Below are 24222 nucleotides of genomic sequence, written 5' to 3'. Positions count from 1 at the left end.
CCGGCTCGATATGCCCGGTGATCCCGGTCCGCGGAAGCACCGTCTCGGCGAGGCTGAGGCGGCGGCGGGACTCGGCAATGCTGATCCGCAACCGGGTCCGGAGGAACTCGGCCGCGTTCGGGCACCCGTCATCCGCCGGATCCGAATTGGTGGGGTTCGGCGCCACGGACCTCACGACTGCAGGCCTGGGTTCGTGCCCCTCCGCCGCCACAGCGGGTCCGGGACCGGTGATCCACCCGTCACCCCGGGCCGTCCAGCCCACCGGCCCCTCTACTGCCGCCGCCTCGTCTCCCCAGCCCGTGACCCACCCGGCCGCCGACCCCGAACCCGAACCCGGCCCGGATCGGGCCGCCGCTGTAGCCTCCCGCCGGGTGCGTTCCACGGCCCCGGCCGCGACCACCTGCAAAAATTCAAGGCTCCGGGCAGCTTCCTCCACCCCGGCGGCGAAATCAGCAGCCGCCCGAAAATCCAACAACGCGGCGTCCGCAACCGCCCTCGACCCCAAACCCTGCAACAGCTCAACGCACCGGGACAGATCACCGGAACCACCGCCGTCGGACGCTGTATCCGGTTGCCCCGCGGCGACGACACCAGCCGGACGTACCGTGCGAAGGGTCCGCATCGGAATCGTCGGAGCAAATGGCGTGGTGGAAAACCGCCCGAGGCGCGGGGCCTGGTTCGGGGCGAGTTCTCCGATGGCTGCCATGGGATAACTCAACCAGAGGGGTGCGACATTTAAGCCTTGCCCCTATACCTACGCGTTAGCTGCACGATGCTCCGCAAGCTCAGGTTCGCATTGACACAGCAAACCTTGATGAAGTCTTGCAAATCGCTTGCGCGAACCTTTGGCGCCGTTGGGAAGAGTGGGCGCAGCCGGTGAAAACGCGGCGAAGTCTTCGGCCGGTCCAAGAGGGCTGGCCCGGCTAAAACAACGTCGGGGGCGCAATTGTCTGAGGTCATGAACGCGGAAGTCACCAGCAATGACGGGCACGGCGGATTCAGCCGCCGCAGGGTAGTCAAGGGTGTGGCCTGGTCGGTGCCCGTTATCGTGACGGCCATCGCGGCTCCCCAGCCGGTGGTCCTTGACGGCACTGCAGCGGCCATCTGGGCACTGATCGACGGCCGCCGCGCCCAGGCCGACGTTATTGCCGAGCTGGAGTCGACGTTCGAAGACGGCGCCGGTCAGCTGGCGCTTCAGGTGGAGGGCTTCCTGGCAAGCCTGGAAGCCCAGCGGCTGATCGAAATTTCGGGCAGCGCAGAGCAGTAACGGGCCTGGACTTGAGGGGGAGTCATGAGCGGTGAGGACGAGGCGCCCGGCGGGGAACCCCAGTTTGACTGGGATTTCTCAGACGCGTGGGATGCGCGGCTCTTTGAGGATCTGCTCAGCGGCGGGGAACTGCTCTGGATCGACGTCCTGGGCACGCAGTTCGCTGTGCGTTGGGGCCGCTCGGTGACGGAGGAGCAGCAGCAAAACATGCGCTCTGCCTGGGCGCGATGTGCCGGCAGCGGGGCGCCCTTGATTCCGCCGCTCCCCAAGGAACCCACGGAGGCCTTGCCGTTCTCCGCTTCCGTCTCGTATTTGTCGATGTACGACGGCGGGACGTTCGCCCTGCAGGCCGCCTCCTTTGAGGAGCTGGCCGAGAACGTCACCTCCCGGGTTACTGTTGCCGCCATCCTGGAGAACGCCGGGGAGCTCATGATGCTGCACGCCTGCGCGGTGGCCTCACCCGTGACCGGGGCCGTGGTGGCCCTCGTGGCCAAGCCGGGAACGGGCAAAACCACGGCAGCCTCGGTGCTGGCAGGGACGTACGGCTACGTTTCGGACGAAACCGTGGCCATCGGCCCGGACGGCTCTGTGGTTCCCTACCCCAAGCCGCTGTCCGTGAAGCAGGAGCCGGGGGAGCCCAAACACCAGGTGGGCCCGGACGAACTGGGACTTCAGCCGGCGCCGGCCAAACCGTTCATCCAGTCCATCGTGCTGCTGGACCGGGTTGACGCGGCCCCAACGGCGGACCCTGACGCGGCCCCAACGGCGGACCCCAGCGCCGACCAGCAGGACCGCCCGGCCCCCGTGCTGCGCCAGCTGCCGTTGGCGGAGGCGTTGCTGGCGTTGGTCCCTGATTCGTCCTCGCAGCGTGAAATCGACGAGCCGCTGCAGTCGCTGTGCCGGCTGGTCGACCGCGTCGGAGGAGTCTGGCAGGTGACGTATTCCGAGGCCGCGGACCTGCCGGAGGCCCTGGAACCGCTCTTCCGGAAGCGGCGCCGCTCCAAGCCTGAGTGGGAAGCGCGCCTGGCAGAAGCCGTGTCCGGGGACATCCCGGACGGGTGGATCCGGCGGGCCGACCCGAAGGATGCGGTGGCTGTCGGCGACGATCTGCTGGTGATGCTGGACGCGGAGATCGTGCGGCTGAGCGGGATCGGGCCGGCCATCTGGGAGGCCGCAGCCACGGCGGTCCCGCTGGACCGGCTGGCAGAAGAAGTCGGCAACCGGCACGGCCGGCCGGAAGGCTACCAGGCCGCCGTCGCCGCAGCCGTGGGACAGCTCATCGCCCAATCAGTTTTGGAACAGGGCAGCGACTAGCCGCCAACCGCGTGGGGGACCACTCGGAGCCTTACGTGTTCCGGGGTGTGCGGATGACCTGGCCGGCGAAGGCGAACCCGCCGCCGAACCCGAAGAGCAGAGCGGGGCTGTCCGGGGGTACTTCCCCGGTGCGGACGAGTTTGGCCAGGGCGATCGGGATGCTGGCCGATGAGGTGTTCCCGGAGTGGATGACGTCGCGGGCAGTGATTGCCCGGGGGATGCCGAGCTGGTCCGCGAGGGGTTCGATGATGCGCAGGTTCGCCTGGTGCGGAATGAACGCGGCGAGATCCTCGGGGCGGGTTCCCGCCAGTTCGCAGGTCCGGCGTGCCAGTTCCGCTGCCTGTGTGATGGCCCAGCGGTAGACGGTGAGGCCCTCCTGCTCCAGATGCAGGGAGGGCTCTTCTATTCTGACTGCCTGCGCGAGGGCCGGTACTGAGCCCCAGTGGACCGGCCCGACCCCGGGTTCGTCGCTGGCTGTCAGGATTGCGGCGCCGGCCCCGTCTCCGACCAGGACGCAGGTGCTCCGGTCGGTCCAGTCGGTGAAGTCGCTGAGTTTTTCCGCTCCGATGACCAGGGCCGTGGTTGCGGACCCGGCCCTGATCGCCTGATCGGCGATGGCCATCGCATGAGTGAAACCCGAACAGGCGGCGTTGACGTCGAAAACCGCCGGGGACCCGGCGCCGATGCTGGCCGAGACCCGGCCTGCGGTGCTGGGGGTGCGGTCCTTGGCCGTGACGGTGGCAACGATGATCAGGTCCAGGTCTTTGGCGTCCATGCCGGCGTCCTGGAGGGCGTCCAGTCCGGCCCGGATGGCCATGTCGGCCACGGATTCGGCGTCCGCGATGCGGCGCGATTCGATGCCCACCCTGCTGCGGATCCATTCGTCACTGGTGTCCACAAGCAGGCTCAGTTCACTGTTCGTGAGCACCCTTCCGGGTTGGTAGGACCCGACGCCGACCACACGGGATCCGTGGACAGCCGTATCCGTCATGCTGCGGGGCGAGGAGAGGTTCATGAGTGGCTCCTGGTCTGGGTGGAAGGGGTGGTTCTCGGCCTGCGGAGCGTGTCGAAGAGTTCGCTTAGGCTCAAGTTGGCCGCCGCCGCGACGGAGGCAGGGGATATTTGTGCCGCCATCGCCTCGCACAGGGCCTGGACGAGGTCCTCGTGGGCCTGATCTGTCCGGAACTGGATCAATTCAAGTTCCGCCGAAGCTGACCAGATGTTCTTGAGGTATTTGTCCATGACTGTCTTCCTGTACACGGGGCGGGCCGGGAATCGCGAAGATGCCGGAAGGTCAGTCTGATGCCGAGGCTGCGCGGGCGGCCCTGGCGCGGGCGACGTGGCTGCGGGCGTGTTCCACGGCGGACGGCAGATCATCAAACAGGTGCTTGTGGTGGCGCAGGGATTCCAGCACGCCAACCCGGGTGACCAGGGCCAGGTGGCGTTCCTGGATGCCTTTGATCAGCACGGTGACGCCGCGGCGTTCCAAGGCGTTGACGATGTCGGTGATGACCCGGGCGCCGGTTGCGTCCAGCACCTGGAGCTGGGACATGCGGATGATGACGACATCGACGTTGCGGATCGCACTGACCCGGTCCAGGACGCGTTCGGCTGCGGCGAAAAACAGGGCACCATCGAGCCGGAACACAGCGATGTGTTCGTCGCCTTCCTGAATAGGGCCGGGGATCTCTTCGCGGTGCACGCCGCTGGAGTTGACCAGGGTGCGCAGGGCGAAGAAGGACGCGACGGCGATGCCGATCGCCACCGCGTCGATCAGGTCGAAGGCCACGGTGATCAGGGCCGTGACGAAGAAGACGGCCGTGTCGGCCCGGGTTGAGCCAATGACGCTGCGCAGGGTGCTGACGGAGACCATACGGGTCGCGGTGACCATCAGGACACCGGCGAGTGCGGCGAGCGGAATCCGGGAGACCGGGCCGGTGGCCAGATACACGACACCCAGCAGTACCAGGGCGTGTGTGACGGCGGCCAGCCGGGTCCGGCCGCCCGAGCGGATGTTCACCGCGGTGCGGGCGATGGCGCCGGTGGCGGGCATGCCGCCGAAAAACCCGGAACAGACGGAGGCCAGGCCCTGGCCCACGAGTTCACGGTCGGCGTCGTAAGGGCCGGTGTCGGAGATCGACGCGGCAACCCGGGCCGAAAGCAATGACTCGATCGCGGCGAGGGCGGCGATGGTCGCGGCCGGCCCGGCCAGGGCAGCCACGGTGCCCCAATCCAGGGCGGGTATGACCGGGGCCGGCAGGGTATCCGGAAGGGCACCGATCCGCGCCACCGGCATGTCCAGCATCTGGGCTGCGATGCTGGCGATGATGATGGCGATGAGGGAACCGGGGATCTGCGGGTGGATCCGGGGTGCGGCGATCATGATGACGGCGACCAGTGCCACCAGTGCCAGCGGGGCCAGGAGGGCTGCGGGGGACGCCGTTGCGAGTCCCTGCACGGCAGAGACGGCGGCGTTGCTGTTCGGTCCCGCTTTGACGCCGAAGGCGGCCGGGACCTGCTGGAGGAAGATGATCATGGCGATCCCGAGGGTGAATCCCTCGATCACCGGCCAGGGAAGCAAGGTCACGACCCTGCCGAGCTTGAGGACACCGGCGGCGACGACGATGACCCCGGCGAGGACGGCCACCGCGGCCAGGGCCCCGGGGCCGTGTGCGGCGATGACGGGACCCAGGACGACGACCATCGCCCCGGTCGGACCGGAAACCTGGATGTTGGAACCACCGAAGACAGCGGCGACGATGCCGGCGATCACAGCGGTAATCAGTCCGCTGGCCGCTCCGGCGCCGGAGCTGACCCCGAAGGCCAGAGCCAGCGGGAGGGCGACGATGCCCACCGTGACCCCGGCGACGAGGTCCCCTTTCCAGGTGCGGGGCACATCTGCATAGTCCCCGCGGCCGGGCAGAAGCGCTCGGGCCGCGGTCAGGGCCTTCATTGTGAGCTGCCTGTGGCCGCGGCCAGCGGCGTGGCCGCCGAATGTTCGAGCTGCTGGCGGGTGGTGTGCAGAATGTCGTTGAGCAGCGAACGTGCCACGGACAGCAGGTCAGCGACCTGCGGATACGCCAGTGAATAGAACATCTGTAGTGCCCTGCGTTCGCTCTTCACCAGATGGTACCGGCGCAGCACCGACAGGTGTTGGGACAGATGCGAGGCCTCCAGCCCGGTGGCGGCGAGAAGATCCGTCACGGACACCTCCGGCGCCTCGCACAGCAGCTCCAGTACCCTGATCCGCACGGGGTGCGCCAGGCCCTTGAAAAGGTTGGCCTTAACCTCGTACAACGGCGCCCGGAAATCCGAGAATTCTTCCATGTCTGCCTCCGGCCGATCACACGATGTGCACCCGATTGACTATTATATTAGATGATGTATTCATCAAATAGTAAAGCATTCGCCCGCTTCCTGTCGGTTCGGCGATTCGCTGTCCAGCGAACTGGCGGCCGAACTGCAACATCTCGAAAACCGCTTCGCTGAAATCAAGGGGACCGCATGAACGAAAAGATCAAGGTCGTTGGCTCCATTGTGGAGCTTGACGGCGACGAGATGACCCGCATCATCTGGCAGTTCATCAAGGACCGCCTGATCGTCCCGTATCTGGATGTGGACCTGAGGTACTTCGATTTGTCCCTCCAGAACCGGGACGCGGCGTCGTTTTCCGCGAGCCCATCATCATTTCCAACATCCCGCGCCTGGTTCCGGGCTGGAACAAGCCGATCATCATCGGCCGCCACGCCTTCGGCGACCAGTACATGGCGACCAACTTCAGGGTCCCGGGTCCTGGCACGCTGACCATGACCTTCACCCCCTCCGGCGCAGGCGAAGAGATCAAACAGGCGGTGGTGACCTACCCGGACGGGGGAGGGGTGGCGATGGGCATGTATAACTTCAACGACTCCATCCGGGATTTCGCCCGCGCTTCCTTCGCGTACGGGCTGCAGCGGCACTACCCGGTGTACCTCTCCACCAAGAACACCATCCTGAAGGCCTACGATGGCCAGTTCAAGGACCTCTTCCAGGAAGTATTCGACGCCGAGTTCAGGGACCGGTTCGACGCGGCAGGCCTGACCTACGAGCACCGGCTGATCGATGACATGGTGGCATCGGCGATGAAGTGGGAAGGCGGCTACGTCTGGGCCTGCAAAAATTACGACGGCGACGTCCAGTCCGACACCATCGCCCAGGGCTACGGCTCGCTCGGCCTCATGACCTCCGTGCTGATGACGCCGGACGGCAAGACCGTCGAGGCCGAAGCCGCCCACGGTACCGTGGCGCGCCACTACCGCCAGCACCAGCGGGGCAAGCCGACCTCCACCAACCCGATTGCCTCGATCTTCGCGTGGACCAGGGAGATCATGCACCGCGGCAAACTGGACAGCACCCCTGCCGTCATTGACTTTGCCGTCACTCTCGAAGACGTCGTCATCAAGACGGTCGAAGCCGGCCAGATGACCAAGGATCTGGCCCTTTTGGTGGGACCGGACCAGGAATGGCTCACCACGGAGGGTTTCCTGGCAGCACTGGACGATAATCTCAAGGCACGCCTGGGCTAGCCCCCAACGTCATTGAGATTCCTTCCGCGGCCGCCGCACCAGCCCCAGGCTGAGTGCTGCCGCACCGGCGGCAACGGCTGCCACGACGCCGAACGGCACCGGGTCGTTGGCTCCGCTAATGCCCACCAGGGGAGCGGCCAGGCCGCCGAAAGCGAACCGGGCCAGCCCCAGGAGTGAGGAGGCTGTGCCAGCGATGTCGGGATAGTCCTTCAGCGCCAGGGACGTGGCCGGGGGACTGGTCACGGCCACGCCGCTGACCATGGTGAACAGGGACACGATGATGGCGATCAGCGGCAGGTGCAGGAGCGCCGTCGCAAGCAGGCCCAGGGCTCCGATGAAGGTCATTGACAGTCCCACGGCCAGGGTTCCCCGTTCGGACCACCGTTCGGACAGCCGGCCGCCGATGAATCCAAAGATCACGAAGCCCAGTGAATTCAGGCCGAACGCGAAGGAGTAGCCCTGCGGCGAGAGTCCGTACACGCCCTGGAGGATGTACGTTGCCCCGCTCAGGTAGGCGAAGATCGCGGAGTAGGTGAAGCCGGTGATCAGAACCGCTCCAACGAACACCCGGTCGGCGAGCAGCCGGCGGAAGTCGCCCAGGGTGTGGGAGAGGCCCCCGGTGGTGCGCCGGTCTGCCGGCAGCGTCTCCCGGAAAACCAGCAGGCAGGCCACGAGGATGGCCACGCCCACGGCAGCGAGGAACAGGAAGACTCCGCGCCAGTCGGTGACCGTTGCCAGTTGGCCTCCGATGACCGGGCCGATGATGGCGGCAAGTCCGCCGAGGACGGTTAGGCGGCCGTAGTAGCGGATCAGCTTGCCGCCCGAGTAGACGTCCCGTCCGGCAGCCTGCGCGATCACAATGCCTACCGCGCCCGCCAGGCCCTGGACGAACCTTGCGGCGATGAGCGTTTCGACGGTGGGGCTGATCGCACACAGTGCCGACGTGACGGTGTAGGCGATGACTCCGATGAGCAGCGGCGTCCGCCGGCCGAAACGGTCCGAGACGGGGCCGGCGATGACCTGTCCTATCGCGAGTCCGAGCAGGCAGGCCGTGATGGTGAGCTGCGCTACCGACGTCGTGCTTTGGAGTTCGGTGGTGAGCGCCGGCAGAACCGGCAGGTAAAGGTCCATGGAGATCGGGCCGAAGATGGTCAGCAGGCCCAGGACGATAGCCAGAGGGCGGCCGACGGTCTGTGCAGGTGTGGACGTCGGTGTGTCGATGGCTGTCACGCTGGCTCCGTTCGCATTGTGGTGGTTACTGGTTCACGTTCAATGCAACAGGAGCCCGTCATCCGTAGCGAGGGCCCTGCTTATCCGGGTTCTGGCAGTACCTCCCTGGGGCGGCTCCTGAGCGGTAGCGTGGATGAGTGGATAACAGGATGGCAGTGCGCGAATTCCTCGCCTCAAGGCGGGCCAAAATCACTCCCGAAATGGCCGGGCTCAAGCTGTATGGCGGACGACGCCGGGTGGCCGGCCTGCGCCGTGAAGAGGTGGCCATGCTCGCCGGGGTCAGCGTGGATTACTACACCAAGCTGGAACGCGGGAACCTCGCCGGCACGTCCGAAAGCGTCCTCGACGCCATTGCCCGGGCACTGAAGCTGGACGAGGCCGAACGGGACCACCTCTACAACCTTGCCCGCGCAGCCAGCCCGTCCGGCAGGAGCCAGCGCCGTCCGCTCCAAAGCGGAAACGTCCGCCCCGCCCTGCAGTTCATGCTGGACGCCATTACCGCTGCGCCGGCTTTCATCGGCAACCACCACATGGACATTGTGGCGGCCAACCAGCTCGGCTACGCCCTCTACTCGGAGATGTACCGCGGACCGGCGCGCCCGGCCAACCACTCCCGCTTCATCTTCCTCGACCCACGGGCCCGGGACTTTTACCCCAACTGGGACCTGGCGGCCAACACGAACGTGGCCATCCTGCGGACCCAGAGCGGGCGAAACCCCTTCGACAAACGCCTGGCCGACCTCGTCGGAGAACTGTCCGTGCGCAGCGAAGAATTCCGGACCCGCTGGGCGGCCAACAACGTCCGCCGCCATTACGCCGGGACAAAAGTCTTCCGCCACCCGGTGGTCGGGGAACTCGAACTCCCGTACGAAGCCATGGAGCTCGCGGAGGATCCCGGCTTCACCCTCACCGTCTATCCGGCCGTGCCCGGATCCCCCTCCGATGAACGGCTGCGTCTGCTCGCCAGCTGGGCCGCCACGGAACGAATCCAGGACGTCGCCCGCACAATCCAGCCGCAGGACGCCCACCGCCCCTGAACTGTGGGGTTTTGCGGCCACCGGTCGCGGCTATTCCTCGGTAGTCCGCAGAGTCTTCCGGTACCACCACACGCCGAAAAGCTCCCACACGACAAGAAATGCGATGATGCCACCAGACCAGAGGACCAAGCCGTCCAAGGCGTCATGTATGCCCTTGTAGGCGGGATGGCCAAAGGCGACTTCTCCTGACGTCAGCCAACCCGCTAGCACGACGATCTGGCTGATGTAGTTGACCAGGAGGACTATCACCGGTGTGAGGATGAGATGGGTCGGCCAAAAGATCCAGTGGGCGATCCTCCGCCTTCTCCCCATCCGGCCGCTGCTGCGCGAAAAGTCCAAGTCTGCTGTGTTCTCTCCGGACACTGTTGTTCCCCCCAAGTGATGTCGGGACTGCAGCTCCAGCTGTTGGACCGTGGCTGCCGTCGGGCTAATCCTTGCAGATAGTTGCGTCGCTCCGTCCACGCCCCTGAACCCACGCACCCAACGCGCCACTTCAGGCCCCCCTCTGTGCTTGACGCATCTCACAGCTTCCGCATATCCTGAACGAACGGTCGGTAATTATTTATCGGATATGCATAGGAGCAACCATGGCATCGCAGACCCTGCAGTCAGTGCCCGCTGAGCTGTCACCTGAACAGCTCGCTGAGGCAGCCAGGCACGAGGCAGAAGGTCAGGCGTACTTTGACCGCGTCATGGCGGAGGACTCGCGCATCGAGCCCCGCGACTGGATGCCGGCTGCCTACCGCAAGACCCTCATCCGCCAGATCTCGCAGCACGCGCACTCGGAGATCATCGGCATGCAGCCGGAAGCCAACTGGATTTCCCGCGCCCCCAGCCTGAAGCGCAAGGCCATCCTGATGGCCAAGGTCCAGGACGAGGCCGGGCATGGGCTGTACCTGTACTCCGCCGCCGAGACCCTGGGCCAGCCGCGCGACCAGATGATGCAGGACCTGATGGACGGCAAGGCCAAGTACTCCTCCATCTTCAACTACCCCGCACGCACCTGGGCGGACATGGGAGCCATCGGCTGGATGGTGGACGGCGCCGCCATCGCCAACCAGGTTCCGCTGTGCCGCGCCTCCTTCGGCCCCTACGGTCGCGCCATGGTCCGCGTCTGCAAGGAAGAGTCCTTCCACCAGCGCCAGGGCTTCGAGATCCTGCTGGAACTCTCGCATGGCACGCCGGAGCAGAAGCAGATGGCCCAGGAGGCCGTGAACCGCTGGTACGCCCCGGCCCTGATGATGTTCGGCCCGCCGGATGACGATTCACCCAACTCCAAGCAGTCCATGGCCTGGAACATCAAGCGCTTCAGCAACGACGAACTGCGCAACCGGTTCGTCGGCATGATGATGGAGCAGATCAAGGTCCTGGAGCTCACCCTCCCGGACAAGGACATCCGTTTCAACGAGGAAACCAAAAAGTGGGAACACGGCCCGCTGGACTGGGACGAGTTCCACGAGGTCCTGAAGGGCCGCGGCCCCTGCAATGCCCAGCGCCTGGAACGGCGCCGCGAAGCACACGAGAACGGCACCTGGGTGCGCGAAGCAGCAGCCGCGTACGCCCGCAAGCAAGCAGAGAAGGAATCCGCAGCATGAATCCCCAAACCCCCGCCGGCAACGTCTGGCCCATCTGGGAAGTCTTTGTCCGCTCCAGCCGCGGCCTGTCCCACGTGCACGCCGGATCCCTGCACGCGCCGGACGCAGCGATGGCGCTGCGCAACGCCCGTGACCTGTACACCCGCCGCAACGAGGGCGTGTCCATCTGGGTGGTCCCCGCGGACGCCATCGCCTCCAGCGACCCGGACGCCAAAGGCTCCTTCTTCGAGTCGCCGCAGGGCAAGGACTACCGCCACGCCACGTACTACACCAAGAGCGAGGGCGTGAAGCACCTGTGAGCACCCCCGAGACCAAGACAACAGAAACGCACGACGGCGGCCACGGGGACATCTCCGTCGGTGTCGCCACCGCCGGCACCAGCGGAGACGCCAACGCCAGCGCCACCCGCATCACACCCGGCAACGCGCTCCGCCCGGAGGACATCGCGCTCGCCGTCAGCCGCGGCACGGCCAAGCCCACCGCGGACGCCGCCGAGTTCGCCCTCCGCCTGGGCGACGACGCCCTGGTCCTGGCCCAGCGCCTGGGCCACTGGATCTCCCGCGCCCCCGAGCTGGAGGAGGACGTGGCCCTGGGTAACATCGCCCTGGACCAGCTGGGCCACGCCCGCTCCTTCCTCAGCTACGCCGGCGGACTGAACGGCAAGAGCGAGGACGATCTCGCCTACTTCCGCGACGAGGAGGAGTTCCGCTCGGTGGAACTCTTCGAGCAGCCCAACGGGGACTTCGCCGTCACCATCGCCCGGCAGTTCGTGGTGAGCTACTACCAGTTCGAGCTGTACCGCCGGCTCACCGAGTCCACGGACCCCACCCTGGCAGGCATCGCCGCCAAGGCTGTCAAGGAAGTGGACTACCACCGGGACCACAGCACCCAGTGGCTGCTCCGCCTGGCCCTCGGCACGGACGAGTCCCGCGCCAAGATGATCCACGGCTTCGAGGTCATCTGGCCCTACGTCGACGAGCTGTTCCGCGACGACGAACTCACCGCCCGCCTCACGGCGGCGGGTGCCGCCGTCGAGCCTTCCAGCCTTCGTGCGGACTTTGACCGCCTCACCGGCGATGTCCTGGCCGAAGCGCTACTGGACATTCCGCAGGTTCCGCCCGCCCGCGGCGGCGGACGCCAGGGCAAGCACTCCGAGCACCTGGGCTACCTCCTGGCCGAGATGCAGGTCCTGGCCCGCCAGTTTCCCGGGGCGAGCTGGTAGCCATGCCGGACATGTACGTCAGCCACCCCACCGCGGCCGAAAGCCGCGCGGACGCGCGGACTCCCGAGCAAAAGGCCTGGGACCTGGCCGCGACGGTGTGCGATCCGGAGATCCCGGTGCTCACCATTGCGGATTTGGGCATCCTCAGGGACGTCAGGCTGTTCGACGACGGCGGCATGGTCCCTGCAGTGCAGGTCACCATCACGCCCACGTACTCGGGCTGCCCGGCCATGGACGCCATCCGTGACGACCTCACGGCCGCGTTCGCCAAGGCAGGCTACCCCACCGTGCACGTGGAGCTGGTGCTCTCGCCCGCGTGGACCACGGACTGGATGACCGAGTCCGGCAAGGCCAAGCTGCAGGAATACGGCATCGCGCCGCCCACCGGCCGGTCGGACGCCGCCCGCCACGCCGGGCCCATCCGCCTGCAAATGGCCGTCAAATGCCCGCAATGTTCATCGCTGAACACCAAGGAACTCACCCGCTTCGGTTCCACCTCCTGCAAGGCGCTGTACGTCTGCCAGGACTGCAAGGAACCGTTCGACTATTTCAAAGTTTTGTAAGGAAGCCCCCATGCCTGTTGTCCGCCAGACCGCCGCCGAGCAGGCTGCAGCCACCGGCCGCCGTCGTGCGTCCTTCCACACCCTGACCGTGGATGAAGTCCGCCGGCTCACCGACGATGCCATCGAGGTGACATTCGGCGTCCCGGCCGAGCTGGCCGGGCAGTACGACTACCTCCCGGGCCAGTACGTGGCACTGCGCACCACCATGCCGGATGAGAACGGCCAGCCGCACGAGGTGCGCCGCAGCTACTCCATCTGCGCCGCGCCGCGCAGCTTCGCGGACGGCAGCAGCGAGATCCGGGTGGCCATCAAGAAGGACCTGGGCGGCCAGTTTTCCACCTGGGCCAACGCCGAGCTCAAGGCCGGCGACGAGCTGGACGTGATGAGCCCCATGGGTGCGTTCGTCTCCAAGCACGGCCGGGACGGCAAGGCCGTGGAGCAGAACGTCATGAACTCCATGAACCACCCGGAGGACCTGGTGGGGGAGCCCGGCAGCTTCGTGGCCATCGCCGCCGGTTCCGGCATCACCCCAGTGATCGCCATTGCCCGCACGCTGCTGGCGGCGAACCCGGACACCCGCTTCGACCTGATCTACGCCAACAAGGCCGCCATGGACGTTATGTTCCTGGAGGAGCTGGCGGACCTGAAGGACAAGTACCCGTCGCGCCTGGCCCTGCACCACGTGCTGTCCCGCGAGCAGCGCATCGCGCCGCTGCTCAGCGGACGGATCGACGCCGAGAAGCTCCAGCAGCTGCTGGGCACCGCCATCCACGCGGACGATGTGGACGAATGGTTCCTGTGCGGTCCGTTCGAGCTGGTGCAGCTGTGCCGGGACACCCTGGCCGCCCGCGGCGTGAAGCCGGAGCACATCCGCTTCGAGCTGTTCACCTCGGGCAAGCCGGACCGCCCCGAGGGCAACATCGGCCGGCCGGTGATCGAGGACGAATCCAAGGAGACGTACAAGATCACGTTCAAGCTGGACGGCCTCGAGGGCAAGGTGGCCAGCCCCACCCACGCCCGCGAATCCATCCTCAACGCCGCCCTGCGCGTGCGCCCGGACGTGCCGTTCGCCTGCGCCGGGGGTGTGTGCGGCACCTGCCGGGCCAAGGTGGTCACGGGCAAGGTGACCATGGACGAAAACTACGCCCTGGAGCAGGATGAACTGGACAAGGGCTACGTGCTCACCTGCCAGTCCCACCCCACCACCCCCGAAGTCACCGTCGACTTCGACGTCTAAGGAGCCCCATGATCTCCCTCTCCATCGCCGACGGCATCGCCGAGGTAGTCCTGAACGCCCCGCACAAGCTGAATTCCCTGAACGAGCAGGCGCTATGGGATTTAACACAGGCGTACGACGACGCCGCTGCCGCCGCCTCGCGCGGTGAGGTGCGGGCGCTGCTGCTGAGGGGAGAGGGCCGCGCTTTCTGCGCGGGCAGGGACATCGCCGGCGTGAGGCCGGAGACGGACGACGTCCAGGGGTACCTGGGCGGGCTGCTGCAGCCGCTGCTGAAGAAGATGACAGCTTTCCCCGCTCCGACGTTCGCGGCGGCGCAGGGTGCCTGCCTGGGAGTGGGGCTGGGCCTGCTGCTGGCCACGGACGTGGTGTACGTGGCGGAGGACGCCAAGTTCGGCTCCCCGTTCGCCAAGCTGGGCGCCACGCTGGATTCCGGCGGGCACTGGTACTTCGCCGAGCGGCTGGGCATGCACCGGACGCTGGACCTGATCTACACGGCCGAGCTGATGACCGGCGCCGAGGCCGTGGCGCAGGGCATGTTCAGCCGGGCGATGCCCAAGGATGAGCTGCTGGAAAGCACCCGCGGCATCGTGGCGAAGGTTGCCACGGGCGCCACGGGTGCTTTCAACGCCAGCAAGGACCTGGTGGCCCACATCCGCGACCAGCGCCTTGGCCTCTGGCAGGCCATGGAGGAGGAAAACACGGAGCAGGCCCGGCTGTGCAAGTCCGAGGACTACGCGGAGGGCTTCCGCGCGTTCCAGGAGAAGCGGGCGCCGGAGTTCAAAGGCAGGTAAGGGCCCCTCCAAATCAGGCCGCCGGATCGTCCTTCATGGTGACGGTGTCCGTCAGTTCCGTCCACAGCTCAGACTCGGTCGGCAGATTGGCCGGGCAGGTAAGGATGAGTTCCATTAGTCCGTCGCCGGCGGGCATGGACCGTACCGCTAAGCGGTACACCAGGTCCACGTTGCTCTTGTTCTTGAACCGCAGTTCGGCTTCCTGGAGTTCAACGGTCTGGCCGTCCGCGTTCCGAAGTTTCGTGTAGAGCGAGTCAGCGTCTGTCACCACCGTGACCGGGGAACTTGCCGCTTTTTTGATGCCGTCAATCTCAATCTGCATGGAGACTTTCGTCGCCTCTTCATCGGTGATGGCACTGCGTGGCGGCAGGATTGCCTGGTGGACGGTGAAGATACACGGATAGTCGCTGTTGCTGTACGTGAAAGTGCCACCCTTCGCGTCGGACATGGTCCAGCCGGCCGGGAGGGCAGTTGCCCAGACAGGCGCCGAGGTGAAGTCGGCGTCCTCGAAGAGGTAGAGCGCGTCATCAGTGGCTGCGGCCGAGGACTCTTCGGTAGTTGCTTCCTCGGTAGCCCCGGCAGACTCTGTGCTCCCGGCGGTCTCGGTCGGTGCCGGGGTCACGTTCCGCGCGTTGGCTGACACGATGCCGCCCAGGACCATCACCCCGGCCACAGCCAGGACCGCCACTACACCAACTCCGCCGGCAACCCAGCCCCAGACAGGAATGCCGCCCTTTGGCGGGGTCGGTCCGAACTGACCGGGTCCGGGCTGTCCGTATTGTCCGTGCCCGGGGTCTCCGGACGGCGGCTGGCCGAGGTTGTACTGGTCCGCTTGCGGGGGATAGGGCGGCTGGCCGAATTCCGGCTGACCCTGTTGGTTCTGCTGGCCCTGCTGCGGCGGATACGGCTGCCCGGGCTGCGGCGGGTAGGGCGGGAACTGCTGCTGTTGGCCGTCGGGTCCCGGCACCGGGGCGTCGGGCTGCTGCCATTCGTTGTGCTCCGGCTGCTGCGGAGTTCCGGGCTGCTGGTCGTTGTTCAAGTTGTCCCCCAAGTTTTGTGAAAGCTGCAATCCGAAGTATGTCCCGAAATCTGATAGCCCGCGATGGGCAGGCGTCCCCATTCCCGCGTAATCTTGGACCTGCATTGCCAGTTTCCGCTAAGGATTTGTATGGTTCAGCTATGACTTTGGGGAAAAGAGTAAGAAAAGCTGTCATTCCTGCTGCCGGATTGGGAACTCGCTTCCTGCCCGCCACCAAGGCAATGCCGAAGGAAATGTTGCCGGTTGTTGACCAGCCCGCAATCCAGTACGTGGTGGAAGAAGCCGTCAAGGCAGGGCTGACGGACCTCCTCATGATCACGGGACGCCAGAAACGGGCCTTGGAGGACCACTTTGACCGCGCACCGGCCTTGGAGCGCACCTTGGAGCTCAAGGGCGACCTGGACCGTCTGGAGGCCGTTCGGCACGCCTCCAGCCTCGCGCCGCTGCATTACCTGCGGCAGGGGGACCCCAAGGGCCTCGGCCACGCAGTGCTGTGCGCGCGCCAGCACGTCGGGGACGAGCCGTTTGCTGTCCTGCTGGGTGACGACCTCATCGACGAACGCGATGAGCTGCTCAGCACCATGATCGATGTCCAGGCGAAGACTGGCGGCTCTGTCATTGCCCTGATTGAGGTGGACCCGTCCCAGATCAGTGCCTACGGCTGCGCGGACATTACGCCCGTAGATGGTGAGAACTACTTCAAGGTGAACCGCCTGGTGGAGAAGCCGTCTGTGGATGAGGCTCCGTCGAACCTTGCCGTCATCGGCCGGTACGTGCTGCACCCGGCTGTGTTTGACGTTCTGGAGGAGACCGAACCGGGCCGCGGTGGCGAGATCCAGTTGACGGATGCGTTGCAGACCCTCGCGACGTCGGACGGCGAAGGCAGCGGCGTGTACGGCGTTGTGTTCCGTGGGCGCCGCTACGACACCGGAGACAAGCTCAGCTACATCAAGGCCGTCATTTCCATTGCTTCAGAGCGCGTGGACTTTGGCGAAGACCTGAAAGCATGGATGAAGGAATTCGTGAACGAATAATTCAGTTCACAAGGTGCTTTTCGAGAGGCTTAACGCCAGCTGGCGTTGAGCCTCTCGCCGCTTAAGCTCCCGGACACCGACCCGAGCTGCCAGTGCACCTATGACACATCCAGCGCTATTTGTGACAAGGTCTGAAGGGCTCGCGAAACGATCGTGAAGAAATAGCTGCTGGCCCAGTTCCATGCAACCGGAGACCAACAGTCCGAAGGCAGCGAGTCGAAAAATTCTCTTCTCCGGGAACGCCAGAGAAGCTACGGCTCCCACAGGTAGGAAAAGCGCAACGTTGGCTGAGGCTTCCAACAGTGTGTAATCAACCCAGCCGGGAATTCCCAGGATATGAATGACAACGAAGAAGCCGGTCAGAAATCCGTGCGCTGGCTGATCCACAGGCGTGGGCCAGAATGCCACCAGGGCCAGCGGGAACAGCATTACTGTGAGGACTGCCCGCCAAAGTGGCGGGTGCTCCAGGAGCTTCAAGCCGGCCTTACGTCGTTTGTAGGACGGCCAGTGCGGCTACCCCAAAGGCAGCGATGGCCAAGAGTGCCAAGAAGATGTAGGGGAGCGCGTGGGGTGGAGGTAGAAGCACGGAAAAGTCGAGCTGCCAGCGTGGACGGCGCCAATGTCTCCCCATAACTCTCATGAATACCACAAAGGTCAGAAGCTTCGCCTGCGGATTCTTGTTAAAAGCAGAGGGTGGGTGGTTCTCCGGTTTCCCGGAGAACCACCCACCCTCTTTGGCGCTTGTTGGTTTAGCCTTACGCTGCGGCTTCAGCCTTGGCGCGGCGGCGAACCACAACTACCGAGGTTGCACCTGCAGCCAGTGCGCCTGCGCCCACGAGGGACCACAGAACCAGGCTTGCATCCGCACCGGTGTTGGCGAGGCCGGTGCCGGTGTTGGCCAGCGGGGCACCGCCGGTGTTTGCCAGGCCGGTGCCTTCAACGGTGACGACTGAGGTTGCAGTCTTGCCTGAGGTCAGGCCGGTTGCTGTGAGAGTGTAGGTGCCACCTTCGCTGATGCTCAGCGGGAAGGCGAAGGAGCCGTTGGCGTCAGCCGTGGTGGAGAAGGTCTGCGGTGCCAGCGGCAGGGTGATCTTGGTCGGAACCGTGCGGCTACCGTTGGAAACGCTGGAGCCGTTTGCTGCGGGCGGGTTGCCCGGAGTCACGGTGATGGTCAGGCCTTCGCCGGCAAGGAAGCCGTTGCCGCGGAAGACGAACTGTTCGCCCGGGCCAACGGTGCCGTCAGAAACAGCTGCGTTGGCCGGCGGTGCCGGGTAGGTGGCTGCGACGGCCGGAACGGCGCCGATAAGTGCGATGGAACCTGCGAGTGCGATTGCTGCGAGTGATTTCTTCATGAGTCCCCCTGAGACCGTAATTACGATGTGTCACGTGATGAGTGGAGATTTCCGATCCCCCGAGTGACCGTAGGTTGAAATCTCATTTGCTGTGCCCAAGTAGACGTTAGCATCCCGTGACGGGTGTTACCAAAGTGAATCAAGTCGCTTTACATACTGTTAACGCGATGTCTACTTCCCGGGAACGCATTGAGCAGATTGCGTGCCGAGAACGACATCTTTGACTGGCTGGACCGTCGGCGTGACAACCAAGTTAGGTTCGGTGTGCTGGACAATTTTCGCAAAAGTCAGCTCTACGGTCTTGCTTTGACCCGGCGCCAAAGTGATAGTCACTGTCCCGAGTGGACGGTTGGCGTGCCGGTGCGCGGCAAAATCAGTTTTCTGACCGTCGACCGCTGCGGTTTCAACGTGTGCCTGAATCGGGCCGTATGCGATCACATTCGTTTGTACCGATCCGGCGGGAACGCCATATGCTCCTCCGGCCGTGACGTATTCAGGCAAAGACGATGCGGCATCCGATGGCGCGGTGTTGGTGCTGGTGATTCGCACCTTTACCTGCCCGAATTCGTCGCCCGTGCATTCCTCGACCAACTGCACGGTTCGCTTGACGTAGTAGTCCATTTTTGCGCCCGTACCATCATTGAAATACACGCCGAACTGGGCCGGAGCTACGCTCGGGCCAGCTATGGAGCCACTTACTGGATACCTTGAGATGACATCTTGTTCATCCTTTGCAGCGGACCAAACAAGGAAGCGACCTTCAGCAGCCCCACGAGTCATGCCTTCGATCAGCCCCTTCGGATCGCCCTTGCCAGTGGACAACGAACTGAAGATTTCCTGGGCTACCCCGGCAAAATAGACATCCTGGAGTTCAGGTTCCGCGATTTTGGCGTAGACGTCGGACAAGAGCGTACGCGTGACGTTTGCACCATCTAGTTTCGTGGGAAGCGATGAGCCGGCAAGGGCACGGAGCTGGGGATCCGTGAGCTCCACGGGGCCAATTGCATCCAAGATGTATCCGAGTGAAACGGGATCGATCGAGAGCACTCCGTCGACGTTCTCACCCGTTTTTGCTTCCCACATCGCCTGGGCAGTAGATGCTGCCGTGGGAAAGTCAGGAGTGAGGTTTGCGTCCTGCATGAACTTCCCGAGGCGCGTGGAGTAGATCCCCACCTGTTCAGGATCCACGGCTACCGGCGGAACGGACGCGCCGAGGGCCGTTGCACTTGTCTGCGAACCGAACGATAGCTTTCCACTATCGACAGTAAGGACCGCCAAGGCGCCTGGAATTCCGCCCGTGGCGCGTACTTCAGCGTTATTTTGGATCAATAAGAGATAATGACGAGGGCCCTCATCACCCATCATCTCCGGTGCGATTCCCGCAATATTTGCAGCCGTGTCCAGGCCGGAACGCATGGATTGAAGTTGCTCCCTTGCCTGGATAAGGGGTGAGGCAACTTGTGGGAGCAATGAACTCGTATCAATGCTGTTTAATCTGTCGGAGGATTGCCTCACCGCGTGCGCTGCCGAGCTGAGCTTGGGCGCAGCTGCCGCCAGTGGTTCCAGATCGACGCCTTCGTTGCTGGGAAGGAGGGTCTTCCAATCGAGGGAATTTACGACCTGAATCAACGGAGCGGCCCCAAGTTGCGCCACATCGTCGGCAGATGTCGCAACCTCGCTTACCGCCCGGAAATTTCCACCCAGCCAGGGAACCATTCCAGCCATAGTCCAGAGCGGATCGGTGGCCGCAATGCGAGCACTCGCAGTGTGTTCCTTCAAGGTCTCCACGGTTTTGTCTGCGGCACCTACATCGTCCTTCAGGACGTCCTCTTTGAGCTGTGGAACCAATTGAGTGGCCGATTGCAGGTGGCCACTAATGGCGTTAGCCTTTGCCCCTAACCAAAGGGCTAACGCCAATATCAGGATAAGGACACAGGCTAAAGCTGTTGCGGCGCCCAACAGGCGGCGGCGTCGCCTAGCCCGGGTGATAGTCTCCGACCTTCTCGAGTCGTTGTCCGAGGGAATTGGAACTTCATTTGTGTTCGTCACCGCTACGGTCGTCCGAGCCCACGGTACTGCCAGCCCGCAGCACGCCATTTTCCAGGGTCCAACACATTGCGGCCGTCAAGTACGCGCGGTGAGGCAACTCGCCCGAGAAGCTCGTAGGGATCCAGGTCTCGGTACTGCCGCCACTCCGTTAGAAGGAGCAAGGCGTCCGCTGAAGCTATCGCTACATGGAGATCTGATTCGTAGTGCAGTTCCGGGAACCGTTTGGCAGCATTAGGCAAAGCCTTGGGATCGGTAACCGTAACGACAGCGCCTTGGAGCTGAAGTTGAGCGGCGATACTTAGCGCCGGCGAGTCTCGAACATCGTCACTCTCCGGCTTGAATGCCGCACCCAGGACCGTGATCCGTTTGCCCAACAGCATGCCCCCGCAGAGCTCTCTGGTCAGTTCGACCACGCGAGAGCGGCGGCGCATGTTGATGGCGTCCACTTCCCGTAGGAAAGTTAGGGCCTGGTCCGCTCCGAGTTCACCGGCCCGCGCCATGAATGCCCGGATATCCTTCGGCAGGCACCCTCCACCGAACCCGATGCCGGCGTTCAGAAATTTGCGACCAATGCGGTCGTCCATGCCAATGGCATCAGCCAAACGTGTCACGTCGGCTCCCGCAGCTTCGCATAGTTCTGCCATGGCGTTGATAAAGGAGATCTTCGTGGCAAGGAACGAGTTGGCAGCCGTCTTAACGAGCTCCGCGGTGGGATGGTCGGCCACCAAACGTGGCATGCCGGCTGCGAGCGGAACAGCGTAGACCTCGTCGAGGATGGCGACTGCCGGATGATCCTCGGATCCGTCTGCTACGCCGTAGACAAAGCGATCCGGGCTAAGAGTGTCGGATACCGCGTGTCCTTCGCGGAGAAATTCCGGATTCCACACCAAATGCGCGTCGGGTTCACGTTTCTGCACGAGAGCTGACAACCGCGACGCTGTACCTACCGGCACCGTTGACTTGCCGACAACCAAGTCGCCTGGAGCCAGATGTTCCAGTAGCGCTGTTGCCGCTGCGTCCACATACGTCATATCGGCGCCGTTTTCGCCCTTCTTCTGGGGCGTTCCGACACAGATGAAGTGCACGCTACTGCCAGCCGCGGCAGCCATGTCAGTCGTGAATGTCAGGCGACCCGTCGCTTGGACATCCTTCAGAAGTTCTTCAAGTCCCGGCTCGTAGAAAGGTGCTTTCGCCGCTGAGAGCGCGCTGATCTTGTGCTCGTCCACGTCGATGCCAACCACGTCGTGTCCAAGTTTCGCCATGCATGCAGCGTGCACTGCTCCAAGGTAACCGCAGCCGATAACTGAAATGCGCATTAGATAGGTCCTTCCCCAAGAGGGCAGTCGTCCGACTTTGAAAGTTTTAGTAGGCGCCAGTGCTGTGAAAAACGGCACGGACGGTCCGAAGAATTATCACGAGGTCGCCGGCCAATGACCAGTTCTCTACGTAATAGAGGTCGAGCCGGACAGAATCCTGCCACGACAGATTCGAGCGGCCGCTAACCTGCCAGAGGCCAGTAAGGCCTGGTTTCACGAGCAGTCGCCTCCGGACATCGTGCTCGTAGGCCTCGACTTCACGGGGCAAAGGCGGTCGCGGTCCAACCAGGCTCATGGTTCCGGCGAAGATATTGAAGAGTTGCGGGAGTTCGTCAAGGCTGTACTTGCGAAGGAATCCGCCAACTCTGGTGACGCGAGGGTCATTCTTAATTTTGAAAAGAACGCCGTTTCCTTCGTTGCGGTGTTCGAGCTCAGCGAGTCGCTGTTCAGCATCGACAACCATGGAGCGGAATTTCAGCATGCCAAAGCGGGCGCCTTCAATGCCTACGCGCTCCTGTCTGAAGAGCACAGGCCCGCGACTGTCGACCTTGACCATAATTGAAATGACGGCCATCAGAGGCGCAGTAATTGCAATTAGGACGCCGGACACAACCACATCAAACAGCCGTTTCGCTACGCGCTGACCGCCTTCCAGCGTGGGTGTCGTTACGTGAATTAGCGGAAGTCCGGCCACCTGCTGAGTATGGATTCGAGGCCCTGCAATGTCTGTGAGGGCTGGAGCCATTATCAGTCCGACGTTTCGGGCGGCAAGTTCCCAGCCCAAATGCCGCAGAGTTTGAGGATGTAACTGGACGCCGGCGGAGACTGCCACCGCGTCCGCTTTGCATCGATCAATTGCCTCCAATATCGCATGGATCCCGGGATCGTTGCCCAGAACTGGGAGGCCAGAGATGGTGTCCGCCGCTGACTTATCTGACGCTCCAGGCGTGTAAGCGGCTATTGGCAGATAGCCTGAGTGCATTGCTTGAGTCAGCGTGCGTGCCAGATGCGCGACGGCGCTTGGGCCTCCGAGCAAGATGAGTCGTGACATGCTGTCACCGCCCTGACGGTCTACGCTTAAATGCTGGCGGAGCAACCAACGGGCAAGTATTAAGCCAAACAGGCCTGCAGGCAGGGCAATGCCGACGTAGCCGCGCGCAGTATCAATTCGGAGTACATAGGAGAATATAGCCACAAGGCCAAACAGCCAAAGAGATGCCGCAGCTACTCGTTTGTATTCATCCGCGCCGGCTCCGAGAATTCGGCTTTGCCGTGTGTTCCATGCACCCAACATTAACCACCACGCCACCACCAATGCTGCGGACAGCCATACATAGGTGATCTCCTGCCCGTCCACGACAAAGCTGGGTTCCAATCCAAATCTCACGATATAGGCACCGGCGACAGCCCAAACAATTACAAATGCGTCCACGACACGCAGCCTGCGGGATGTCCGCACACGCCAGTCCGGCATCGTCCCCAATTTGCATCCCCATCATGTAGATATTTGTGTTTTGACGGGAGCTCCCCGCCGTAAGGATACAGCTCGTCGCGTTGTCATAAGTAATGTTTCGCGGTCGAAAGGCCCCCGGTGTTAGACGCCCGTTCGCAGTATTCCTGGTCGCCCGGCTACCAAGACCGCCTAGACGGTTACGTCGAATGTGCTCAAGTACTCTTTCAGCCTGCTGGCGACGCTGGCCGGATGAAAGCCTGTGGACTGGATTTTTGCCAGGTCCAGCATGCTGTTCAGCGGCCGGGGCGCTGCGTTCTTGCCTTTGAAGTATTCTTCGGTGCTGACGCCGGTAACGGCGGTCCGGGGCTGGCCTGACAGCTCGTATACGTCTGCGGCGATGTCCGCCCATGACTGCGGTTCGCCGTCGTTGCTCAGGTTGTAGGGGCCGTAGGCGGCGCCGGATGCCAGCAGGTGCTGGATGCCCGCGGCGATGTCCGCGGTGAAACTGAGCCGGCCGATCTGGTCGTTGACCACGGACGGTTCAATGCCGCGGCCGGCGAGGGTCGCCATGGTGCGGACGAAGTTGTTGCCTTCACCGATGACCCAGCTGGTCCGGACGATGTAGTGGCGGGGAACAACACTGACGACGGCGTCGCCGGCTGCCTTGGTCTGGCCGTACACCCCCAGCGGAGTGAAGGGTTCAGCCTCGTCGTGGTTCTTGCGGACGCCGTCGAAGACGTAGTCCGAGGAGACATGCACGAGGGTGAGGTCATGTTCGACGGCGGCCCGGGCCAGGCGGGACACGGCGGCAACGTTAACGGCCCAGGCGGCGGCGCGCCCCTCCGCGGTTTCCGCGGTGTCGACGGCGGTGTAGGCGGCGGCGTTGATGACTGTCGAATAGTTCTTCCAGTTCCGCTCCGCGAAGGCTGCTTCACTGCCGAGGTCGAAGCCGGCGCGGCCGGCGAACTCAACGGTCGCGTCGCCGTCGTACAGTTCCCGCAGCGCTTTGCCCAGCTGCCCGTCGGCACCGACAACGAGGATCTTTTTGGCCGGCATCGGCACAACGTCCGCGAGGCGGGGGTGTGCCTTGTCCTTGTCGGAAAGCTCAGCATCGTCCAGCGGAACCGGCCAGGAGATGCCGGCCGTCTCGTCCGCGAG

23 protein-coding genes and 2 pseudogenes are annotated in these 24222 nt (G+C 64.1%); 11 read left to right on the top strand and 14 right to left on the bottom strand.

Features of this window, described 5'->3' with window-relative positions:
* Positions 1-706, bottom strand: a pseudogene (locus tag AB0N24_RS26265) (HNH endonuclease); the annotation flags it as partial.
* A 252-nt stretch (positions 707-958) separates the two neighbouring features.
* Here AB0N24_RS26265 and AB0N24_RS26260 point away from each other — a divergent pair.
* Together AB0N24_RS26260 and AB0N24_RS26255 are read left to right on the top strand one after the other, a co-directional pair.
* Positions 959-1267 (top strand): PqqD family protein, encoded by a 309-nt coding sequence (locus tag AB0N24_RS26260; RefSeq protein WP_364131181.1) that lies wholly within the window; start codon positions 959-961, stop codon positions 1265-1267.
* 24 nt (positions 1268-1291) lie between these two features.
* Positions 1292-2581 carry an ATP-binding protein gene (locus AB0N24_RS26255; RefSeq protein ID WP_364131178.1) on the top strand — a complete coding sequence of 430 codons (1290 nt, stop codon included), beginning with the start codon at positions 1292-1294 and terminating at the stop codon, positions 2579-2581.
* 31 nt (positions 2582-2612) lie between these two features.
* Here AB0N24_RS26255 and AB0N24_RS26250 read toward each other — a convergent pair whose 3' ends face one another.
* The 4 genes from AB0N24_RS26250 to AB0N24_RS26235 are packed head-to-tail and all read right to left on the bottom strand — an operon-like array spanning position 2613 to position 5908.
* A complete protein-coding gene (locus AB0N24_RS26250; RefSeq protein WP_364131175.1) occupies positions 2613-3596 on the bottom strand; it encodes a beta-ketoacyl-ACP synthase III in 984 nt (327 codons plus the stop codon).
* A complete protein-coding gene (locus AB0N24_RS26245; RefSeq protein ID WP_364131173.1) occupies positions 3593-3823 on the bottom strand; it encodes a hypothetical protein in 231 nt (76 codons plus the stop codon). The genes AB0N24_RS26250 and AB0N24_RS26245 overlap by 4 nt, the downstream gene beginning before the upstream one ends.
* A gap of 52 nt (positions 3824-3875) precedes the next feature.
* Positions 3876-5534 carry a SulP family inorganic anion transporter gene (locus AB0N24_RS26240; RefSeq protein WP_364131170.1) on the bottom strand — a complete coding sequence of 553 codons (1659 nt, stop codon included), beginning with the start codon at positions 5532-5534 and terminating at the stop codon, positions 3876-3878.
* The gene (locus AB0N24_RS26235) at positions 5531-5908 is read right to left on the bottom strand and encodes a metalloregulator ArsR/SmtB family transcription factor (RefSeq protein ID WP_364131167.1); all 378 of its coding nucleotides are present in this window, start codon (positions 5906-5908) and stop codon (positions 5531-5533) included. The genes AB0N24_RS26240 and AB0N24_RS26235 overlap by 4 nt, the downstream gene beginning before the upstream one ends.
* 177 nt (positions 5909-6085) lie before the next feature.
* Between AB0N24_RS26235 and AB0N24_RS26230 the strand changes: the two are divergent.
* Positions 6086-7146 (top strand): annotated as a pseudogene (locus AB0N24_RS26230) (NADP-dependent isocitrate dehydrogenase).
* Positions 7147-7155: 9 nt separating this feature from the next.
* Here AB0N24_RS26230 and AB0N24_RS26225 read toward each other — a convergent pair.
* The gene (locus tag AB0N24_RS26225; RefSeq protein ID WP_364131184.1) at positions 7156-8367 is read right to left on the bottom strand and encodes a multidrug effflux MFS transporter; all 1212 of its coding nucleotides are present in this window, start codon (positions 8365-8367) and stop codon (positions 7156-7158) included.
* 146 nt (positions 8368-8513) lie between these two features.
* Between AB0N24_RS26225 and AB0N24_RS26220 the strand changes: the two genes are divergently transcribed.
* Positions 8514-9413: a helix-turn-helix transcriptional regulator gene (locus AB0N24_RS26220; RefSeq protein ID WP_364131164.1), complete on the top strand. Its 900-nt coding sequence runs from the start codon at positions 8514-8516 to the stop codon at positions 9411-9413.
* A 30-nt stretch (positions 9414-9443) separates the two neighbouring features.
* On the opposite strand, the gene AB0N24_RS26215 is transcribed toward AB0N24_RS26220, so the two are convergent.
* Positions 9444-9662: a hypothetical protein gene (locus AB0N24_RS26215; protein ID WP_364131161.1), complete on the bottom strand. Its 219-nt coding sequence runs from the start codon at positions 9660-9662 to the stop codon at positions 9444-9446.
* 338 nt (positions 9663-10000) lie between these two features.
* Here AB0N24_RS26215 and paaA point away from each other — a divergent pair, with 338 nt between their 5' ends.
* From paaA to AB0N24_RS26185, 6 genes are read left to right on the top strand one after another with little or no spacing between them, the layout of a single operon-like run.
* A complete protein-coding gene (gene paaA / locus AB0N24_RS26210) occupies positions 10001-11008 on the top strand; it encodes a 1,2-phenylacetyl-CoA epoxidase subunit PaaA (RefSeq protein ID WP_214955988.1) in 1008 nt (335 codons plus the stop codon).
* The gene (gene paaB / locus AB0N24_RS26205; protein ID WP_364131158.1) at positions 11005-11307 is read left to right on the top strand and encodes a 1,2-phenylacetyl-CoA epoxidase subunit PaaB; all 303 of its coding nucleotides are present in this window, start codon (positions 11005-11007) and stop codon (positions 11305-11307) included. Before paaA ends, paaB begins: the two co-directional genes overlap by 4 nt.
* The gene (gene paaC, locus AB0N24_RS26200) at positions 11304-12230 is read left to right on the top strand and encodes a 1,2-phenylacetyl-CoA epoxidase subunit PaaC (protein WP_364131155.1); all 927 of its coding nucleotides are present in this window, start codon (positions 11304-11306) and stop codon (positions 12228-12230) included. The genes paaB and paaC overlap by 4 nt, the downstream gene beginning before the upstream one ends.
* Positions 12231-12232: 2 nt before the next feature.
* Positions 12233-12793: a 1,2-phenylacetyl-CoA epoxidase subunit PaaD gene (gene paaD / locus AB0N24_RS26195; RefSeq protein WP_364131152.1), complete on the top strand. Its 561-nt coding sequence runs from the start codon at positions 12233-12235 to the stop codon at positions 12791-12793.
* A gap of 10 nt (positions 12794-12803) precedes the next feature.
* Positions 12804-14030 carry a 1,2-phenylacetyl-CoA epoxidase subunit PaaE gene (gene paaE / locus AB0N24_RS26190; protein ID WP_364131149.1) on the top strand — a complete coding sequence of 409 codons (1227 nt, stop codon included), beginning with the start codon at positions 12804-12806 and terminating at the stop codon, positions 14028-14030.
* Positions 14031-14038: 8 nt separating this feature from the next.
* Complete coding sequence (locus AB0N24_RS26185; RefSeq protein WP_364131146.1) at positions 14039-14821, top strand: enoyl-CoA hydratase/isomerase family protein; 783 nt, start codon at positions 14039-14041, stop codon at positions 14819-14821.
* A gap of 13 nt (positions 14822-14834) precedes the next feature.
* On the opposite strand, the gene AB0N24_RS26180 is transcribed toward AB0N24_RS26185, so the two are convergent.
* Positions 14835-15860 (bottom strand): hypothetical protein, encoded by a 1026-nt coding sequence (locus AB0N24_RS26180; protein WP_364131143.1) that lies wholly within the window; start codon positions 15858-15860, stop codon positions 14835-14837.
* A gap of 140 nt (positions 15861-16000) precedes the next feature.
* Between AB0N24_RS26180 and galU the strand changes: the two genes are divergently transcribed.
* Complete coding sequence (gene galU / locus AB0N24_RS26175) at positions 16001-16894, top strand: UTP--glucose-1-phosphate uridylyltransferase GalU (protein WP_364131141.1); 894 nt, start codon at positions 16001-16003, stop codon at positions 16892-16894.
* A gap of 6 nt (positions 16895-16900) precedes the next feature.
* On the opposite strand, the gene AB0N24_RS26170 is transcribed toward galU, so the two are convergent.
* The 6 genes from AB0N24_RS26170 to AB0N24_RS26145 form a co-directional block, all read right to left on the bottom strand.
* Complete coding sequence (locus AB0N24_RS26170; RefSeq protein WP_364131138.1) at positions 16901-17323, bottom strand: VanZ family protein; 423 nt, start codon at positions 17321-17323, stop codon at positions 16901-16903.
* Between the two features lie 326 nt (positions 17324-17649).
* A complete protein-coding gene (locus tag AB0N24_RS26165) occupies positions 17650-18246 on the bottom strand; it encodes an LPXTG cell wall anchor domain-containing protein (protein WP_364131136.1) in 597 nt (198 codons plus the stop codon).
* A gap of 171 nt (positions 18247-18417) precedes the next feature.
* Complete coding sequence (locus AB0N24_RS26160) at positions 18418-20205, bottom strand: DUF4012 domain-containing protein (protein WP_364131133.1); 1788 nt, start codon at positions 20203-20205, stop codon at positions 18418-18420.
* Between the two features lie 92 nt (positions 20206-20297).
* Positions 20298-21611 carry a UDP-glucose/GDP-mannose dehydrogenase family protein gene (locus AB0N24_RS26155; RefSeq protein WP_364131130.1) on the bottom strand — a complete coding sequence of 438 codons (1314 nt, stop codon included), beginning with the start codon at positions 21609-21611 and terminating at the stop codon, positions 20298-20300.
* A gap of 46 nt (positions 21612-21657) precedes the next feature.
* Positions 21658-23085, bottom strand: coding sequence for a sugar transferase (locus AB0N24_RS26150; RefSeq protein ID WP_364131127.1), 1428 nt, complete (start codon positions 23083-23085; stop codon positions 21658-21660).
* A gap of 168 nt (positions 23086-23253) precedes the next feature.
* On the bottom strand, positions 23254-24222 hold a 969-nt coding region (locus tag AB0N24_RS26145; protein ID WP_364131125.1), incomplete at its 5' end, for a sugar nucleotide-binding protein.

The sequence above is a fragment of the Arthrobacter sp. NPDC093128 genome (assembly GCF_040683875.1).
Classification (GTDB): domain Bacteria; phylum Actinomycetota; class Actinomycetes; order Actinomycetales; family Micrococcaceae; genus Arthrobacter.
This window is presented reverse-complemented; position numbering and strand designations above follow the sequence as displayed.

Excerpts from the sequence above, each read along its gene's own strand:
- AB0N24_RS26155 (WP_364131130.1), bottom strand. The coding sequence starts at position 21,611 with ATGCGCATTTCAGTTATCGGCTGCGGTTACCTTGGAGCAGTGCACGCT.
- paaE (WP_364131149.1), top strand. The coding sequence starts at position 12,804 with ATGCCTGTTGTCCGCCAGACCGCCGCCGAGCAGGCTGCAGCCACCGGC.
- paaD (WP_364131152.1), top strand. The coding sequence starts at position 12,233 with ATGCCGGACATGTACGTCAGCCACCCCACCGCGGCCGAAAGCCGCGCG.
- AB0N24_RS26255 (WP_364131178.1), top strand. The coding sequence starts at position 1,292 with ATGAGCGGTGAGGACGAGGCGCCCGGCGGGGAACCCCAGTTTGACTGG.
- AB0N24_RS26235 (WP_364131167.1), bottom strand. The coding sequence starts at position 5,908 with ATGGAAGAATTCTCGGATTTCCGGGCGCCGTTGTACGAGGTTAAGGCC.
- paaB (WP_364131158.1), top strand. The coding sequence starts at position 11,005 with ATGAATCCCCAAACCCCCGCCGGCAACGTCTGGCCCATCTGGGAAGTC.
- AB0N24_RS26150 (WP_364131127.1), bottom strand. The coding sequence starts at position 23,085 with ATGCCGGACTGGCGTGTGCGGACATCCCGCAGGCTGCGTGTCGTGGAC.
- galU (WP_364131141.1), top strand. The coding sequence starts at position 16,001 with ATGACTTTGGGGAAAAGAGTAAGAAAAGCTGTCATTCCTGCTGCCGGA.
- AB0N24_RS26240 (WP_364131170.1), bottom strand. The coding sequence starts at position 5,534 with ATGAAGGCCCTGACCGCGGCCCGAGCGCTTCTGCCCGGCCGCGGGGAC.
- AB0N24_RS26245 (WP_364131173.1), bottom strand. The coding sequence starts at position 3,823 with ATGGACAAATACCTCAAGAACATCTGGTCAGCTTCGGCGGAACTTGAA.
- AB0N24_RS26165 (WP_364131136.1), bottom strand. The coding sequence starts at position 18,246 with ATGAAGAAATCACTCGCAGCAATCGCACTCGCAGGTTCCATCGCACTT.
- AB0N24_RS26250 (WP_364131175.1), bottom strand. The coding sequence starts at position 3,596 with ATGAACCTCTCCTCGCCCCGCAGCATGACGGATACGGCTGTCCACGGA.
- paaA (WP_214955988.1), top strand. The coding sequence starts at position 10,001 with ATGGCATCGCAGACCCTGCAGTCAGTGCCCGCTGAGCTGTCACCTGAA.
- AB0N24_RS26260 (WP_364131181.1), top strand. The coding sequence starts at position 959 with ATGAACGCGGAAGTCACCAGCAATGACGGGCACGGCGGATTCAGCCGC.
- AB0N24_RS26185 (WP_364131146.1), top strand. The coding sequence starts at position 14,039 with ATGATCTCCCTCTCCATCGCCGACGGCATCGCCGAGGTAGTCCTGAAC.
- AB0N24_RS26170 (WP_364131138.1), bottom strand. The coding sequence starts at position 17,323 with ATGCTGTTCCCGCTGGCCCTGGTGGCATTCTGGCCCACGCCTGTGGAT.